Below are 17,739 nucleotides of genomic sequence, written 5' to 3' on the forward strand. Positions count from 1 at the left end.
TAGGTGTTGAATAGTTAAAAAATATCACTTAAAAATAACGAATTATAAGTTTTAAAGAAAGATATCCTGAAAATATGTAATGAGTTTAAGATTTTATTGCAGCGAAACGGTCGGGTTTTTATAAAAAACAGGCATAGTAATGAGAGCGAGAAGGTAAAAATTGTTAAATTTATAGTTAAACGTTATTTTTTATAGGTTTGGGTTTATGATGCGTTATCTTCTTTTAATTTTATTATTTTGTTCTTTCCAATTTCGGGCTCAATCTAGAATTGAAGCTATTGTTCTAGATGCTGAAACTAGAAAACCATTAGAATTTGTAGACGTTTATAATTCAAAAAATTATACTTCAACCAATAGCGACGGACGTTTTGAATTTACAACCAATGGAGATACAATTAAGTTTAATAGATTAGGCTATGTATCCAAAAGTTTTGCAATTTCAGCCATAATAGGAGATACTATTTATTTAAACCAAGCTGCAGAAAGTTTGGATGAGGTTCATTTATTAGATAAAGGTATTTATAAAAAAATGATCGATCATCTGGAAGATAATTACCCTATACATCCTTATAAAGAGCGCTTTTTCTTGCGTGCGATAGTTGAAAAGGATGGACATATTACCAAGCTGGCAGATGCTAATGGAAAATTAGAGCGACAGCGGCTATTGGGGGATCTTAAAACCGATCAACGTCCCAGGAAAAATTATACGATAGAAATAGAGAATTTGAGAAAAGCGGAAATTAGAGAAGATGATATAGAATTTATATTTCCGTCGTTTGAACGCTATTTTGATTTATCCAGTCTTATAGTTAGTCTTTCTGATTCGGTACAGGTAGAATTATCAAATTATGGAGATGATCTGGTTAAACTTTATGTGCATAAAGAGGCATCTGAAGCTTACCTTATTATTAATACAGAAAATTATGCCGTGGAAGAAAGTTATATTAAAATTGGCTATCCAGATGCAGAATTTGAGACTGGTAAAAACACAGAAAACCGAACGTTATATAATATTTTTCACTCTTTTTATAAAAAACTGCCGAATGAGAAGTACATTTTGATTAAAAGTTTTCATGAAGCTGCTATAGAATGTAAGTATGAAAATAAGATGTTTACCTACATTCAGCGTATCAATTATTTGAGCAACGATCATTTCGGAAATTTTGAAGTAAATAGAAATATTCGTGCTAAAAAAGATATTTTCAATGTGGGTACGAAGTATATTTCAGGTTTTTGGGATGATCAAAATCAATTATTGCTTACCAAAGAGATGCAGGCCTTTATCGAAAAAGTGAAAGCCGGGGATAGTGATTTTAAGATTAAATCAAATTTTTAAAAAAGGACTTTTTACTCGCTCATCGAGATTAAATGTCTGGAAATAAAAATAATTTTCTAATGAATGCCTTATGAGTTTGCCCTAAGCTAGTTTGCTTAACAATTCTTCAATTTACGGTAATCCTGGTTTCAGCTATTTATTCATTTTAGAAGCTTTCCTTATCTTGTGGGAAAATTCAAACCTTCATGATAAAAAAAGTACTAATGATTGGAGTGTTAGCAGCCTTAAGTGTTGGCTGTAAAACTTCTAAATCTGTCGTCGAAACTCCTAAAACCGAAAAGAAAGGAGATTTTAAACCCTACAAAGAAGTAGTTACTGCTGAAGCAATTTCAGATAAAGGATTGTTTACTACCCACCGGGTAGATGGTAAACTGTATTTTGAAATTCCCGATTCTCTTTTTAATAAAGATATGTTATGGGTAAGCAGAATTGCTAAAGTGCCTTCGGGTTATGGGGGTGGCTATGTAAATGCTGGTTCTAAAGTGAATGAGCAGGTAATGCGTTGGAATAAACGGGGCAAAAATGTAGACATTAAGGTGATGAGCTTTGAAAACCAGAGTGACGAAGAATCTCCTATCTATAAATCTGTTCAGGCCAATAATTTCGAGCCAATTATGTACAGTGCCAAAATCGAAACCATAAGCGCAGACAGTAGTGCTTATGTGATCGACGTCACTGGTTTGTTTGAAGAGGAAGTGACAGCGATTAACGGTATTAATGCCTCTTCCAGAAAAAGATATAAAGTAAAAAGACTTGATAAGAGCCGATCTTATATTGATGAGGTTCATTCTTTTCCGCAAAATGTGGAAGTAAGACATGTGATGACTTATGAAGCTGAAGAACCGCCAGAAAGAGATCAGGCCGGTACCATTTCTTTATTAATGAACCAATCTATGGTACTGCTTCCTGAAGATAAAATGATGCCACGAATTGCAGATTATCGCGTGGGATGGTTTACCATAGGAAAATATGATTATGATTCAGATGCTTTAAAATCTGATGATTATCAGATTATCAGAAAATGGAGACTGGTACCTAAAGATATTGAAGCATATAAAAAAGGAGAACTGGTAGAACCGATTAAGCCCATTGTTTACTACCTGGATCCTGCAACTCCTAAACGCTGGAGACCTTATTTTAAACAGGGAATTGAGGATTGGAACAAAGCTTTTGAAACTGCCGGTTTTAAAAATGCGATTATAGCAAAGGATCCTCCTTCTAAAGAAGAAGATCCCGATTTTAGCCCGGAAGATGTAAGATATTCTGTAGTCCGCTATGTTGCCAGTACTACCCGTAACGCCGTAGGCCCTTCTGTAGTCGATCCAAGAACAGGAGAAATTATAGAGAGTGATATTATCTGGTATCATAATCATTTGCGTTCTTACAGAAATAGGTTTATGATCGAGGCCGGAGCTCAGAATCCTAGTGCCCGCACACTAGATACTCCAGAAGAAGAGATAGGGGAAATGATGCGAATGGTTATTGCGCACGAAGTTGGTCATGCTTTAGGCTTACCTCATAATATGAAAGCCAGTGCAGCTTACTCTACAGATTCTTTACGTTCTGCCAGGTTTACTCAAAAATATGGTCTTACCCCATCGATTATGGATTATGCCCGTGTCAATTATGTCGCTCAACCAGAAGATAAAGGTGTGCGGTATATTAGAATGATGGGGCCTTACGATTTGTACGCGATTAATTGGGGATATCGTTATTTGCCAGAGGCCAAAAGTCCTGATGATGAAAAAGAGACTTTGGATCAATGGATTCTTGAAAAAGCAGGTGATCCTGTGTACGAATTCGGCGGAGGTTACGGAGGTTTCGATCCGCAGGCGCAACGTGAAAGTTTAGGGAAAGACCAGGTAAAAGCTAGTGAATATGGCCTGGCGAATATGAAGAGGGTAGTCCCAAATTTGATCGAATGGACTACAAAAGATGGCTATGGTTATGATGAGTTAGAAGAAGTGTATGGCGAACTTATTGGCCTTTGGAGGGGGTACCTTTATCATGTGGTTACAAATGTAGGCGGCGTTTATGAAACCAGAAAAACATCAGATCAGGAAGGAGCTGTTTATACTCCGGTGCCAGATGAAATTCAACAAAATGCGGTAAAGTTTTTAAATGAAAATGCGTTTACCACACCAGATTGGTTATTAAATAAGGATATTTTAGATCGTATTGAATCGAGTGGAGCAATAGCGCGGGTACAAAGCCTACAATCTAGGGTTTTAAATTATTTGCTTGATGAAGATCGTTTAATGCGAATGATCGAAAATGAGCAATTACATGATAGCGATTATGCGGTCGTAGAACTATTAGAAGATTTACGTAAAGGTATTTTTTCTGAATTGTATAACGGAAAACAGGTTGACGCTTACCGAAGAAACCTGCAACGCTCTTATGTAGATATTGCAATTACGTATTTAGAAAAGCTAGAAGAAGAAGATGAGGTTTCTGGCACAGATATTATCGCATTAATGAGGGGAGAATTAGAAACGCTTCAATCCCAATTGCAACGTATGCAATATTCAACTTCAGATCGTTTAAGCCGATATCATTATAAAGATTTGATCGCTAGAATTGATAAAATTTTTGCTGATGATTAACAGTTAATAGGTGTATTTTATCGATAAAAAACCTCCTTTTTGGAGGTTTTTTTATGCCTTTTAACTGGATTAAAAACCATTTTTAGTGCTTTTTGACCGTTTTTAACAAATATTTTGGAATTATAAAGAAGGTAAATTCTTACTTCTTAAGCAATTAATTTGTGTTGAAAATTCATATTTGTAATATCTTACTTACAAAAATGTGTTAAATTGGGGTTTTTCAACCTTAAAAGTGTATTTCATCGGTTTTGTGTGTTTTTTGATGCTTCTTTTTTATTAATTTTACTTCGTAGAAATAACTGAAATATTAAATCTTAATAGAATCATATGAAATCAAAGTTACTTTTAGGAATCGTAGGAGCTTTTTTAGCCATTGGATGCAGCCATGAAAGACCAGGTGCAGATACATTTAATTTAGATGTTGCATTCGAGATTACTTTACAGAATGAAGCAGGAGAAAATCTTTTAGATCCAAAAACAGAAGGAGCGATAAATCCAGAAGATGTAAAATTGTATTATGTAGAAGGAGGTAAAGCTCAGGAAGTTTATGATGAAACAAGTGATTTACCAAAAAGCTTTATGGTTTTTCAAACCGGAGATACCTATAGAATGAGAATTATTCAAAATCCATCAAAAACTGAAGATCGTCCTTTAACGTTAATTCAGTGGAATGAAAGAGATGTGGATACCATTCAAAGCGAATATTTAAAAGGTGATCGCTATATTATTCAAGATAAAATATACTACAATGGTAAATTAAGCTGGTCTAGCGGAGACAGTTTTGAGCCTTACTTTGCAGTAGTAAAAAACTAAGATTTCAAAATTCTTTAAGATTCAAATAAAAAAATCGTCTCATGAAAATAAGGCGATTTTTTTATGTCAAAACTTTCGATCTACTTTCTACCGTATTTAATAGATATTTTTAAAGCTGGTTTTAATTTTTTGATAGTTTTCGTTTAGTCCCTGTATTTCTTCATCGATTTCTTCAGATACAATTTTAATATACTTTATAATTTCTCTGTTGTTTAGCATATCGCTATCATCCGAGACTTCAAGTAAATAAATTAAACCTAGCATATTGGCAATAGGGCGACGCATAATGTGAGAGATGTCAAAGATGATCTTTTCGAGTAATTCCAGGTAATTCTTTTTATCGGTAACATCTCTAAAACTGCCATACCATACCGTTTTATTGCCTGAAAATTGATCAGGGAATGCTCTGGATTGATGCCAGGAGATACTCCCGTCTTGATTGAAAACCCTATAGGTAATATCCCATTCTTTTTTATGCCGTACAGCATCGACAAAAGTATTTTCTACCATCATACGATCTTCCTGATGTACAAAATCTAAAGCTTTAGAAGGATGTTCTTTAAAATCCTGGGTATCCAGTTGTGGTAGTAGATCCTTTAAAGTTTCATTAATATAGGTAAAATGAATACGCTTATTTTCGTTTACTTCAAGCTGAAATAAAGCATCCAGAGAATGATTACTCAGTTTATTGAATTTTGAAATGCTTTTTTTTAGCAGATCATTTTGATGGATATGTTCTTTTTTATGCTCTAGGTAATCGATTGTTTGATTGGCTAAAATCTGAAGTGCCTTTATTTGTAGTTTACTTAAATTTCTATTTTTTTTATCGATAACGCACAAAGTCCCTAAAGTCAAACCATTAGATGTGGTTAAAGGGGCACCCGCATAAAAGCGAATGTTTGGATAGCCAAGGACAAGTGGATTATTTTTAAACCGAATATCTTCTAATGGATTTTCTACAATGAAAATTTCATCTGGTTGTTCTATGGCGTATTTGCAAAAGGAATCCTGGATAGGAGTTTCGGCTATCTCAAGACCAATTTTAGATTTAAACCATTGTGTTTCTTTGCCAACCAGGCTAATTAAAGAAATAGGAGTGTCACAGATAGCTGCCGCCATTTGGGTTAATTCATCTAAAATTTTTTCTGTAGTTTTATCCTTAAATATAAAACTACTTAATACCTCCTGCCGAAGTGTATCTTCTTCCATTTTCCTGTAAATCATTTAACTGCGGAAAAATAGAAAAAAATAATATATGGATGTTAAGAAAAGAAATTATTTTGCTTAAAGTGCAAAATTAGAGGTTAAAAGTATGTATTTATTAAACCGCTTTGTTTAATGATGTTGTTTTTTTAGGAAAATGGAAAAAATCTTCTTCAGCTTCCTCGGCTTTTATAAGCACAAATTCTAATGGAGCATTAGCGGTTCGTTTAAAAGCGATTTTGATCTTATAGTTAAGTGTGCGTTCCTGAGTATAAAAAGCTCCGGTTTTCTTGTCAAAACCACCTTCGGTAGTACAGCAGATACTAATAATCTGGTATTGCTGAACTTTTTTGAGAATTTCGAGATCCAAATTATTTAAATCGTACCTGTCTTTTAATTGTTGCAGCCGATTTTGAAAGCCCAGGGATTTGAGGTTGTTCATATTTTGATTGATTTTTCACAAAATTAATCGATCATAATTTTAAATAATTATAATCATTTTTAAATATAAGGTTAAAAATCAATAAATTAAATATCTATTCTGTTAAAGCTTATTGAATGATAAAATCAAAATAAGTATTGGGATAAGGTTCATTTCTTAAAGTATAGTGCCACCACTCTTCACTATAGGCTCTAAAACCATATCTACTCATCATAGCTTTCAGGTACTGTCTATTCGCTTTTTGTTTTTCAGTAATATCTTGAAAGTTGTGATGAGAGCGCTCTCCAAAATAATCGTAAGAACCGCCCATATCTACTTCTTCCAAACTTTTAGCATCCACGATCGTAAGATCGACGGTGCTGCCTCTGGAATGTCCAGATCGTGTTGCAATATACCCTAGATTAAAGAGGTTGCTTTTTTTCTTTTCTGGATAAAATTGAGATTTAGTAATCGTATCCTCAGGTTTTTGGGCCCATGCTATAAAGCTATTTACTGCCCTTTGTGGGCGGTAAGCATCAAAAAATTTTAAGCAATAGCCATCATTCTCCAGCTCCTGCTGAATTTTTTGGAGGGCCATCGCCGCTTCTTTCGTTAAAATTAGTTTTTCGGCTTCGTAACCGGGTACTCGTTTACCGGTAAAGTTATTTTCACTAAAATAACGTAATTCCACCTCGATATCTGGAATAAGATCAGATACATATACAAAACCTTCGGGAAGTTGGGAATAGCTCAATTGAATAAAGAATAAAGAGAAAAGAAATATTATTTTATTTAGCATAAAAATGATTTAAGTATAGGAATTAATCCAAATAGTATTTATATTGCATGGAATAATTCCTATTAAGATAATTATGGCAGCATCATCCATCGAAATTAAGCATTTTAAAGAAGTAAGGGAAGAAAATAATTTTACACAGGCTGAATTTGCCGAGACTTTAGGAATAAAAAACTCTACTGCAGACATTGAACGCGGCAGGACCAAACTCTCAGGAAAGGTAGTTTCTGAACTATTACGACAATTTGGGATTAATCCGCTTTGGTTGTTTGGAGATAGTGGTCAAAAATACCTGAAGATTTCTAAAGGAGACGTAAGCCCAAAAGTAGTGACGGTAGATAGAAATACCGATAACGAAAATATCGTCATGGTGAATCAAAAAGCCGCCGCCGGTTATCCCCACAATGTTCAGGATGTAGAATGGTATACACAATTACCGGCTTTCGAAATTCCATTGCCAGAATTTAGAAATGCCAGTTATCGTGGTTTTCAGGTAGAAGGCGATAGTATGCTCCCTAATTACCGTCCCGGTGAATGGGTAATGGCTAAAGGGGTTGCAGGTATGGACGAGGTGAATAATAATCGCGTTTATGTCGTGGTGATGTACGATTCTGTTTTGATTAAGAAAATACAGCGTCTGCCAGATCCATCAAAACTTTTACTAATTTCTTTAAATGAAGAATATTTGCCTATAGAAGTAAAACTTGGGGATATTCAGGAATTATGGCAGGTAAACAGTAAGCTTACTTTTAATATTGATAATCCTTCAGAAAATGGCCTGTTTCAGCAATTACAGCAGTCTATGGAAGATTTAAAAAGAGAGTTGCAACAGTTTAAGAACAATAATTCTCCCAAAGTTTCTTAGGACTGCATAAGCTTTTTATTGTAGTTTTAGCAGAATTGATATTTTTATACCAAAAGCGATTGCTTATGCGTTGGTTAGTCCTATTAATTTTGCTCCTTCCGTCTTTATCCCAAAGTCAGGAACTCCCACCGATCACCAATTTTGATACCAAGGCCTATAATGGGGGGAACCAAAACTGGATGATAAGCCAGGCAGGGAATAGCTGGATGTATTTTGCCAATAATTCGGGGTTATTGTCTTTTAATGGAGAGCAGTGGAGTCTTCATAAAATGAAAGATGGCAGCCCTGTACGTTCTGTAAAAGTAGTGGATAGCTTAATTTTTACAGGAGCTTATATGGATTTTGGATATTGGAAGCAAGATTCTTTTGGCACTCTAAACTATATCTCACTTTTAGAAAAATTACCTGATGGAATTCGAGATGGCGAACAGATTTGGCATATCGAAGAATTTGGGGATTACATCGTTTTTCAAAGTCTCAGCCGGTTATTTAGTTATCATGTCAAGAATCAAACAATCAATGTGATCGATCTGGGCAAAACAATAGCGAATCTTTATAAATCGGGAAATACCGTATATTTTCAGGTGGCAGAAGATGGATTGTATTCGATAAAAAGTGGAGGTATACAAAAAGAAGTCGGTTTTGACCAAACTGGGGCCAAAGCAATTATTCAGGTTTTTCATTGGAATGATCAAAAAGTAGCCGTAACCCGCGATGACGGATTATTTTCTTTTACATCATCCAACTGGGAAAAAATTAGTATCCCAAATTATCCAATTTCTTCCAGTTTTTTCACCGCTAAATATACCGATGATGATATGCTGGTGCTAGGGAGCATTGGCGATGGATTATTTATTCTGAATTTGGTAAATGGTAATTTGCAGCAAATCGTTCAACCCGATATTCTTAATAATACGGTCTTATCTTTATTTGAAGATAAAGCCGGAGATATATGGTGCGGACTGGATAACGGAATTAGTCTTATTGAAAAAGATAGTCAATTTTCCATATTTTCAGATATTACAGGAAAACTTGGTACTGTTTATTGTAGTATCATGTTCCAAAACCAGTTGTATCTTGGTACTAATCAGGGGCTTTACAGACGTGATCAAGATTCTAAGGATTTTAATTTAATTGAAGGCACCAGTGGGCAGGTATGGAGTTTACAGCAGTATAACGATCAGCTTTTTATAGGTCACGATCGTGGGACTTTTATTCTAAAAAATAATAGCCTAAACTATATTTTTGATGGATTGGGAACCTGGCAGGTAATTCCGTTTTCAGATGGATTTCTTCAGGGACATTATAATGGTCTAAGTTATTTCAAAGAAGGTCAAAGTTTTAATGAAATCTCTTATTTAAATGGTTTTAATCTTTCGTCCAGAAATATCCTGAATAGTAATGACGAGGAAATTTGGATAGGCCATGACCATAAAGGGATTTTTAAATTGAAACCAGATTTAACCAATTTCAAAGTCGAAATTGTAAAAAATTATCCGGTAGATTATAAAGACGCCTCTGGGATTAAACTTTTTCGCTTTAACGAAGATATTTATTATGCCACCGCAAGCAGCATTTTTAAATATGATCCCAATTTAGATGTTTTTACTACTGAAAATAAGCTTCAGAAGGCATTTAAAAATTTAACTAGAAGTACTGGAATTTCTGAACGTACCCCTGATGGGAAATGGTGGGCTTTTTCTGAAAGCGAGATCTACTATACCGTAAAAGACGCTTTTCAGAATGGGATTAATGTAGCATCAATTCCACTTTCTTATGAGTTTAGAAATATTTCCAGTGGTTTTGAAAATCTATCCCAAATTAACGAAAATCAATATCTGGTAGGAAGCAATCATGGATATGCCATTTTTAATACACCCTTTACAAAAAATGAAATCCCTGAGCTGGAAATTAATAAAATCGAAATTGCAGATAAAGGGTTGAGTTTTGAGCTTGTTGATAGGGAACAGCTTAATCCGGAGTTTAAGAATTCTGAAAATTATTTCAATTTTTACTTTAATACACCGGTATACCAAAAGTTCTCTAATGTTACCTATAGTTACCGAATTAAAGGTTTTACTGAAGTATGGACGCCTTTTAAGACGGTAAGTATGGCTTCTTTCGAGAATTTACCCTACGGAAACTACGAATTTCAGGTAAGGGCAAAATATAACAGTAAAGATATTAACCTGGAAACCTATCCTTTTTCTATAGAAAAGCCCTGGTTTTTATCCAACTTGGCCTTTTTTGTATATGTGTTGTTATTAGCCATTATTATTTTTATTACTCATCATTTTTACACCCGCTATTATAATAAAAGGCACGAGAAAATGATTAAGGTGCAGCAAAAGAAGGCTGAAATGCAACAGCTTGAAGCGCAGCAGGAGATCATGAAGCTTAAAAACGAACAATTAGAAGCTGATGTTTCTTCCAAGAATAGAGAATTGGCTGCTTCTACCATGAGTATTATTAGAAAAAGTGAAGTTTTAAACCAGATTAAAGATGAACTTGCCGCTATTAAAAAAGTAGAAGATATAAAATCTGTTTTAAAAACTATCGATTCCAATATAAACGAAGAGGATAACTGGAAATTTTTTAAAGAAGCTTTTGATAATGCCGATAAAGATTTTTTACAAACCGTAAAAGCCAAACATCCCAACTTAACATCGAACGATCTGAAATTGTGTGCGTACTTACGGCTTAATTTATCCTCTAAAGAAATCGCTCCGCTTTTAAATATTTCAGTGAGAAGTGTAGAGATTAAACGATATCGTTTGAGGAAAAAGATGGATTTAGCCCACGAAGAAGGTTTGGTAGAATACATCTTAAGCTTCTAATTCCTTTACAAGTGTAAAATTTGCCTCAACATTACCTCAACATTTTTCTAAATCCTTCATTTAAGCCTAGTTAATCTCAACTTTATAAATCCTCTTGAAACATCAATTTCACAGTGGTTTATTAGCATATTCTCAATTTTAACATTAAAAATTTAGAATGTATACTTTTTGTAAGGGTTCTAAATTCGTTTTCTGCTTTGATTTCATCCTACTTTGCGTACTAAACAAAACAATCAACAAATGAATAGAGTACTGTTACTTATTTTATTTTGTATGCTTTCATTTGGCATACACGCTCAAACGTTTTCGGTTTCGGGTACCGTTTCAGAAGATGAAACACAAATGCCACTACCCGGAGTAAATGTTGTAGTGAAAGGAACTACTAATGGAGTAATTACCGATTTTGATGGTAATTATTCTATTGATAATGTTTCGCAAGGAGATGTGCTTGTATTTTCTTTTATCGGATATACGAGTAAGGAAGTAAACATTACCAATCAGGATGCTATAAATGTAGTTTTAAGTGTCGATTCTCAGGCATTAGACGAAGTTTTAGTGATTGGTTATGGAGCACAAAAGAAAAGAGATATTACTGGTGCTGTTTCTAATGTAGGGGCCGAGACGATTTCTAAATTAGAACCGGTAAACGCCGCGCAGGCACTTCAGGGAACAACCTCAGGGGTAAACGTTACGCCTACAGGAGGTTCGCCGGGAGCGGAGTCCAATATCAGGATTCGTGGAATTTCAACAAACGGGCAGAACAAACCACTCATTATTCTGGATGGTTTTCAATATGAAGGAGGTTTAAATAGTATTAACCCTCAGGATATCGAAAACATTACCGTTCTTAAAGATGCGCAGGCCGCTATTTATGGTACTATTGGTGCAAATGGTGTGATCCTGGTAACGACCAAAGCCGGTAGGAAAAATCAAAAAGCCAAAATTTCTTACGAAGGCTATACCGGTATTCAGGAAACAACCAGAAAATTACCTGTACTAAATGCAACAGAGTATGCACTTATCCTAAATGAAAGTTATGCCAATGCCGGGCAATCATTACCTTTTTCGAATATTGGTAATCTTGGTGCTGGTACAGACTGGCAGGACGAGGTATTTCAGGAAGCTTTGGTAACAAGCCATAACCTTTCAGTAGTAGGTGGTGAAGAAAAAATCACATACTCTATCGGTGCTTCAAATTTAAAACAGGAAGGGATTATTTCTCCTGAAAAGTCACAGTTTGAACGTAGCACGGCAAAAATTACCTTAAATGCCGATCTTACCGATAAGCTTAATATTCAAACTAAATTATTTTATAATAGTACAGAAAGTAGTACGGTAAACAGCTTTAGTTTAGGTTCTGTTTTATTTAATGCCGCTAACATTGCGCCAACGATAGATCCTTCAATAAGTAATCTTGATGGGCAAATTAATCTAGGGAACGAGGTGGTAAACCCGTTAACACAATTAGATAATACCTACAATAAGTATATCACTAATCGCTTAAGTGGTACGGTACAGGCAAGTTTAGATTATGCCAGGAATCTAAATTTAAAGGCACGTATTGGTTTTAATACCAGTAATACGAAAAACAGGGATTTTACACCGAAGTTTAATTACGGTACCGGGAAAATCTATACTAACGCCAATAGCTCGGTTACTTTAGGAAAGATAAACGATAACGATTATACCTTCGATCTTTTTAATACCTACGAAAATACTTTTGCAGACGATCACGATGTGACTTTTCTAGTAGGGATGACTGCTTACGAAACCAATGGTGAAGGTCTTTTTGGATCTAGAACCGGTGTACAGGCCAATAGCTGGAAATTCGCAGATTTAAGTAGTGCCAATGGTGCAGGAGAAGAGCAAACAAACTCCTCTTATTCATATAAACTTAGAAGGTTATCTTATTTTGGAAGAATTCAGTATGCATTTCAGGATAAATATTTACTATCGGCAATGCTTCGTCGCGATAGTTCTACAAAATTCGGACCTAACAACCGTGTAGCGTATTTCCCTTCAGCAACCGCAGGTTGGGTAATTTCAGAAGAAAATTTCTTTAACGAAGATGGTTTCCTTAATTTCTTAAAACTTCGTGGGAGTTACGGGATTTTAGGGAACGATCAAATTCCAGATTTTGGTTATTTATCTTTATTAAATGGGGAAGCGACTTATGTCTTGGGGCAAGAACAATTGTTAGTAAACGGTCGCGCTTTAGGACAATTAGCAAACCCAGATTTACAGTGGGAAGAAGCTAAAAAATTCGATGTTGGTTTAGATGCTAACTTCTTAAACAGCAAATTCGAGTTTACGGTAGATTATTTTATAAATAAGCGTGATAACCTGTTAATTCCAAATATTCCGGTTTCAGGAATTTATGGAGTGGGAGCACCTGGTTCCGCCAGTCCAACCATCAATGCAGGATCGGTTAAAAACTCAGGTTGGGAATTTGCCTTAAGCTATAACAATAAATTTAGTGATGATTTCTCTTTAAATACGTCATTCAACATAAGTACTTTAGAAAATGAGGTGACTCAGGTTAACGGAACCGAGTTTATAGAAGGAGGAAACTTTGGTGTAGGTCAGCCTCTAATTTCCAGAATGGAAGAAGGAAAGCCAATTGGTTATTTCTATGGTTATAAAACCGATGGAATTTTCCAAAATCAGGCTGAAGTAGATGCGCATCCATCACAATTGGCATTAGGAGCTGAGGCAATGCCGGGAGATATTAGATATAAAGATCTAAACGGAGATGGCGTGATCGATAATAAAGACCGTACCGATCTTGGTAACCCAATCCCAAAAGTAACTTTAGGGTTTAATTTAGGCTTTAATTTTAAGAATTTCGATTTCGCAACCTATATGTTCTCTAACCTTGGGAACGACATCGTTCGTAACTACGAAAGAGATCAGCCTAACGTAAATAAAATGAGTTACGTACTAGACCGTTGGACGGGAGCAGGAACAAGCAATACGGTGCCAAGAGTAACTACCGCAGCTACGGCTAATAAAGTATTCTCAGATTTCTATATCGAAGATGGTTCTTTTGCTAGAATCCAAACGGTAAGTCTTGGATATACTATTCCATCTGAATTTACACAAAAGGTATCTATCGATAAGTTTAGGATCTACGGTAAAGTAGATAATGTGTACACATTTACCGATTATTCTGGTTACGATCCTACAGCTTCAACAGGCGCACCAATTGGTGGAGGTATCGATTTAGGATTCTATCCTTTACCAAGAACATATATGTTAGGTGTAAATCTTGAATTTTAAAAAAATGATGATGAAGATAAATATCAAAAAAAATATAATTCTGGCAGCAATTGCCGCTTCGTTGGGAATTACTTCCTGCGGGGACGATTATGTAGAAGTAGATCCGCCATACGGGATTAACTCCGATTCTTACTTCACTACAGAAGATGATTATTACAATGCATTAATAGGAACTTATGATATTTTACAAAGTACCTATGTGAATGTGATTTTAGGCGAAATAGCCTCAGATAATGCTCATGCCGGTGGTGAAAGTGCAACAGATGTGATTGGCTGGCAACAGGTAGACCGTATGCAGCATACGCCCGTAAACGATAATCTTAATGATATATGGGATTGGAATTTTGCCGGAGTTTATCGTGCAAGTTTTGTATTGGAAAATGCCGATAATATCGATTTTGAAGGTAAATCTCAATTATTAGCCGAAGCCCATTTTTTAAGAGCTTATTTCAATTTTGAATTATTAAAGTGGTTTGGGCCAATCCCTATTAAACCAGAAGGACGTTTTACTTTAGGCGAAGCGCAAACAATACCACGAGCTTCAAAAAGTGAAGTTTATGCATTTATCGAGCAGGATTTGGCATACGCCGAAGAAAATTTAGCCGTAGATGCTCCTGAAGTTGGTCGTGTTACCAAAGGTGCTGCGCAGGCTTTATTAGGTAAAGTTTATTTATATCAGGATAAATTCTCTGAAGCAGCCACTGAACTTCAAAAAGTAATCAGTTCTGGAAAATATCATCTGTATGGAACTCAGGGTAACGAAGACTACGACAACCTTTTTGAGTATTCAGCAGAGAACAGTGCAGAATCGGTTTTTGAAATTCAATATACCGGTACGCAAGGTGCAGGATTCGAATGTCTACAATGTAGCGAAGGAAATGTTATGGTAGGATTTAGCGGAATTCGTGGTTATGCCGGGCCTGTTTTTGAGTCGGGATACGGATTTAACCTTCCTACAGCAGAAGCATACAATTCTTTTGAAGATGGAGACCTAAGACAAGACGTAAGTGTTTTAGATATCGAAGCCTGGGCAGCAGAAACCGGAGCTACTTACAATATCGGGAATCAGGATGAAGTTACCGGACATACCGGTTATTATAACCGTAAATATCTACCAAGACAAAACGATAACCTTGGTGATGCCAATTTAACACAGCCAAATAATTACAGAGCTATACGATATGCAGATGTATTGTTAATGGCTGCAGAAGCTTTAAACCGTGGCGGTATTGATGATGCCCAGGCGAGAGCTTATTTAAATATGGTTAGGGATCGTGCTGGTTTAGCACCGGTAGAGGATAGCGGGGCCAACCTTACCGAACAAATTTATATGGATAGAAGGTCTGAAATGATAGGAGAAGGACACCGATTCTTTGATTTGGTAAGAACAGGCAGGGCCGAACAGTTTATCGATGGGTTTACCACTGGTAAAAATGAAGTTTTCCCTATTCCATTAGAAGAAATACAATTCGCTCAGGGGAACTGGGATCAAAACGCTGGTTATTAAAATATAGATTATGAAGAATTATATTAAATCAATAATAGCATGTTTTTCTATTCTTTTTGTTATCGCCTGTTCAGATGATGATAGTTTAGAAAGCGTAGATGTCGCGATACCATCAGATATTTCTGCCAAGTTTACGATAAAGCAGGACAATTCTGGTGAGGTAAGCATATTTCCCTCGGCAAATGGAGCAAATATGTTTAGTGTAGATTTTGGAGACGGCAGTGAAGTTTCAGATCAATTTACTTCGGGTAACCATATTGATCATACGTATGCTGAAGGGCAATACGATGTCACTATTTATGCCATGAATTTAAACGGCGAAGTTGCCGAAGCCTCGCAATCTTTAAATGTATCCTTCCTCGCTCCAGAAAATTTAGAAGTAGCGATCACTAAAGATCAGTCGAATCCTTTTAAGGTAAGCGTTACGGCAACTGCAGAGAATGCTGCCGGTTACGAGGTTTATTTTGGGGAAGATACAGATGAGCAGCCAACCATGATTATGGAAGGCGAGACTGCTGAATATGAATATGGAAATATAGGTACGTACATGATTCGTGTTGTAGCTTTAAGTGGAGGAGCTGAAACTACAGAATATACTGAAGAAGTTACGATTGTAGATCCTTTATTATTGCCCATCGATTTTGAATCACAAACCGTAGCCTATACCTTCTATAATTTTGGCGGAGGTGCCCCTACAGCTTCTGTAGTCGCTAATCCGGCACCAAACGAGGTGAATGAAAGTGCTACTGTAGCTTCATATACCAAGCCATCAGGTTCTGAAACCTGGGCGGGAACTTCCACTACTTTAAATGAAAATATCAATTTTAGTAGTACAACTTACATTGCTATGGATGTGTATTCTCCAAAAGCAGGCATTCCGGTATTGTTTAAGGTAGAAAATTCAGGGAATTCAGATATCAATGCTGAAGTGACTACAATGACAACTAAAGAAAATGAGTGGGAAACACTAATTTTTGATCTTTCAACTGTGGATCCTTCTCAATCGTATAATGTAATCGCCTTGTTCTTCGACTTTAATACTTCTGGTGATGACAATACCTATTATTTCGACAATATCAGGTTGGCAAATCCTACGATAGTAGAATTGCCGGTAACTTTTGAAGGGAATGCAAATGCATATCAATTTATTGAATTTGGAGGGGCGCCAACAGCTCTTGTTACAAATCCAGATATGAGCGATGCCAATCCTAGCGAAACTGTAGCGAAAATGACTAAAATACAAGGTTCCGAAGTTTGGGCAGGCGCATTTTTCGAATTAGACAATGCAGTGGATTTTACCAAAGACGATCAGTTAAGTTTAAAAGTTTGGTCACCAGAAGCTGGTATTCCGGTAACTTTAAAATTTGAAGATCCAATTGATGGAGATATAGCCGTTGAAGCCAATGCAACAGTAACTGAAGCGAATACATGGCAAACCTTAACCTTTGACTTTAGTGGAGTAGATGCCACTCAAAATTGGAAAAAAGCCATAGTTTTTATGGATTTAAATACAGCAGGAAAAGGATTGGATTATTATTTTGATGATCTTTCTTATGTAAGCGATCAGCCAATGACGGCGCCAAAACTTCCGTTAACTTTCGATTCGGCTTTAGTAGATTATAGCTGGTCTGGTTTTGGAAGGGCAAATGCGACTGTTATTGCAAATCCAGATGCTTCGGGGATGAATACCAGTACAAACGTAACCGAGCTTGTGAAAGAGGAAGGAGCAGAAACCTGGGCCGGTGTTTCACAACGTTTGGATGGCGCGATAGACTTTAGCCAGGGTACCACAATCTCTATGAAAACCTGGGCACCTAAAACAGGGGCAACGATCTTATTAAAGTTAGAGAATTCTAAGTCAGATTCAGATGCAAATGGAAATCCGTCAGTAATAGCAGAAGTTCAACAATCAACTACGGTAGCCAATGCTTGGGAAGAACTCAATTTTGATTTTACAAGTTTTGGTGCCTTCGATCCTAACGCTGGGTATGACACTGTGGTTGTTTTTTATGACTTCGGAAACACGGCAGGTGGTACGTTCTACTTTGATACTATTCAAATTAAAAATGACTAAAA

The 17,739-nt window shown here is 36.0% G+C and carries 11 protein-coding genes; 8 read left to right on the forward strand and 3 right to left on the reverse strand.

The window, feature by feature from the left end:
• The first annotated feature begins 205 nt into the window (after window positions 1-205).
• The 3 genes from L1967_RS15010 to L1967_RS15020 all read left to right on the forward strand — a co-directional run bounded on the left by L1967_RS15010 (window position 206) and on the right by L1967_RS15020 (window position 4,755).
• Complete coding sequence (locus L1967_RS15010) at window positions 206-1,336, forward strand: carboxypeptidase-like regulatory domain-containing protein (RefSeq protein ID WP_249602320.1); 1,131 nt, start codon at window positions 206-208, stop codon at window positions 1,334-1,336.
• A gap of 185 nt (window positions 1,337-1,521) precedes the next feature.
• Window positions 1,522-3,942, forward strand: coding sequence for a zinc-dependent metalloprotease (locus L1967_RS15015; protein WP_249602321.1), 2,421 nt, complete (start codon window positions 1,522-1,524; stop codon window positions 3,940-3,942).
• A gap of 327 nt (window positions 3,943-4,269) precedes the next feature.
• Window positions 4,270-4,755 carry a hypothetical protein gene (locus tag L1967_RS15020; protein ID WP_249602322.1) on the forward strand — a complete coding sequence of 162 codons (486 nt, stop codon included), beginning with the start codon at window positions 4,270-4,272 and terminating at the stop codon, window positions 4,753-4,755.
• Window positions 4,756-4,851: 96 nt separating this feature from the next.
• Here L1967_RS15020 and L1967_RS15025 read toward each other — a convergent pair whose 3' ends face one another.
• From L1967_RS15025 to L1967_RS15035, 3 genes are all read right to left on the reverse strand, one after another.
• Window positions 4,852-5,964: a PAS domain-containing protein gene (locus L1967_RS15025; protein ID WP_249602323.1), complete on the reverse strand. Its 1,113-nt coding sequence runs from the start codon at window positions 5,962-5,964 to the stop codon at window positions 4,852-4,854.
• A 112-nt stretch (window positions 5,965-6,076) separates the two neighbouring features.
• Window positions 6,077-6,400, reverse strand: a complete 324-nt coding sequence (locus L1967_RS15030; RefSeq protein ID WP_249602324.1) for a hypothetical protein — start codon at window positions 6,398-6,400, stop codon at window positions 6,077-6,079.
• Window positions 6,401-6,509: 109 nt separating this feature from the next.
• A complete protein-coding gene (locus L1967_RS15035) occupies window positions 6,510-7,178 on the reverse strand; it encodes a M15 family metallopeptidase (RefSeq protein ID WP_249602325.1) in 669 nt (222 codons plus the stop codon).
• A 73-nt stretch (window positions 7,179-7,251) separates the two neighbouring features.
• Here L1967_RS15035 and L1967_RS15040 point away from each other — a divergent pair, with 73 nt between their 5' ends.
• The 5 genes from L1967_RS15040 to L1967_RS15060 all read left to right on the forward strand — a co-directional run bounded on the left by L1967_RS15040 (window position 7,252) and on the right by L1967_RS15060 (window position 17,737).
• Window positions 7,252-8,040, forward strand: coding sequence for an XRE family transcriptional regulator (locus tag L1967_RS15040; RefSeq protein ID WP_249602326.1), 789 nt, complete (start codon window positions 7,252-7,254; stop codon window positions 8,038-8,040).
• 65 nt (window positions 8,041-8,105) lie between these two features.
• Window positions 8,106-10,877: a helix-turn-helix and ligand-binding sensor domain-containing protein gene (locus tag L1967_RS15045; RefSeq protein WP_249602327.1), complete on the forward strand. Its 2,772-nt coding sequence runs from the start codon at window positions 8,106-8,108 to the stop codon at window positions 10,875-10,877.
• Between the two features lie 240 nt (window positions 10,878-11,117).
• The gene (locus L1967_RS15050; protein ID WP_249602328.1) at window positions 11,118-14,156 is read left to right on the forward strand and encodes a SusC/RagA family TonB-linked outer membrane protein; all 3,039 of its coding nucleotides are present in this window, start codon (window positions 11,118-11,120) and stop codon (window positions 14,154-14,156) included.
• A gap of 4 nt (window positions 14,157-14,160) precedes the next feature.
• Window positions 14,161-15,663: a RagB/SusD family nutrient uptake outer membrane protein gene (locus tag L1967_RS15055; RefSeq protein WP_420856421.1), complete on the forward strand. Its 1,503-nt coding sequence runs from the start codon at window positions 14,161-14,163 to the stop codon at window positions 15,661-15,663.
• A gap of 10 nt (window positions 15,664-15,673) precedes the next feature.
• Window positions 15,674-17,737, forward strand: coding sequence for a hypothetical protein (locus L1967_RS15060; RefSeq protein WP_249602329.1), 2,064 nt, complete (start codon window positions 15,674-15,676; stop codon window positions 17,735-17,737).
• The last annotated feature ends 2 nt before the right edge of the window (window positions 17,738-17,739 follow it).

Origin of the sequence: Zunongwangia pacifica, from assembly GCF_023499215.1 — a bacterium.
GTDB lineage: Bacteria > Bacteroidota > Bacteroidia > Flavobacteriales > Flavobacteriaceae > Zunongwangia > Zunongwangia pacifica.

Coding starts and splice junctions, on each gene's coding strand:
- L1967_RS15010 (WP_249602320.1), top strand. CDS start 206: ATGATGCGTTATCTTCTTTTAATTTTATTATTTTGTTCTTTCCAATTT.
- L1967_RS15015 (WP_249602321.1), top strand. CDS start 1,522: ATGATAAAAAAAGTACTAATGATTGGAGTGTTAGCAGCCTTAAGTGTT.
- L1967_RS15020 (WP_249602322.1), top strand. CDS start 4,270: ATGAAATCAAAGTTACTTTTAGGAATCGTAGGAGCTTTTTTAGCCATT.
- L1967_RS15025 (WP_249602323.1), bottom strand. CDS start 5,964: ATGGAAGAAGATACACTTCGGCAGGAGGTATTAAGTAGTTTTATATTT.
- L1967_RS15030 (WP_249602324.1), bottom strand. CDS start 6,400: ATGAACAACCTCAAATCCCTGGGCTTTCAAAATCGGCTGCAACAATTA.
- L1967_RS15035 (WP_249602325.1), bottom strand. CDS start 7,178: ATGCTAAATAAAATAATATTTCTTTTCTCTTTATTCTTTATTCAATTG.
- L1967_RS15040 (WP_249602326.1), top strand. CDS start 7,252: ATGGCAGCATCATCCATCGAAATTAAGCATTTTAAAGAAGTAAGGGAA.
- L1967_RS15045 (WP_249602327.1), top strand. CDS start 8,106: ATGCGTTGGTTAGTCCTATTAATTTTGCTCCTTCCGTCTTTATCCCAA.
- L1967_RS15050 (WP_249602328.1), top strand. CDS start 11,118: ATGAATAGAGTACTGTTACTTATTTTATTTTGTATGCTTTCATTTGGC.
- L1967_RS15055 (WP_420856421.1), top strand. CDS start 14,161: ATGATGATGAAGATAAATATCAAAAAAAATATAATTCTGGCAGCAATT.
- L1967_RS15060 (WP_249602329.1), top strand. CDS start 15,674: ATGAAGAATTATATTAAATCAATAATAGCATGTTTTTCTATTCTTTTT.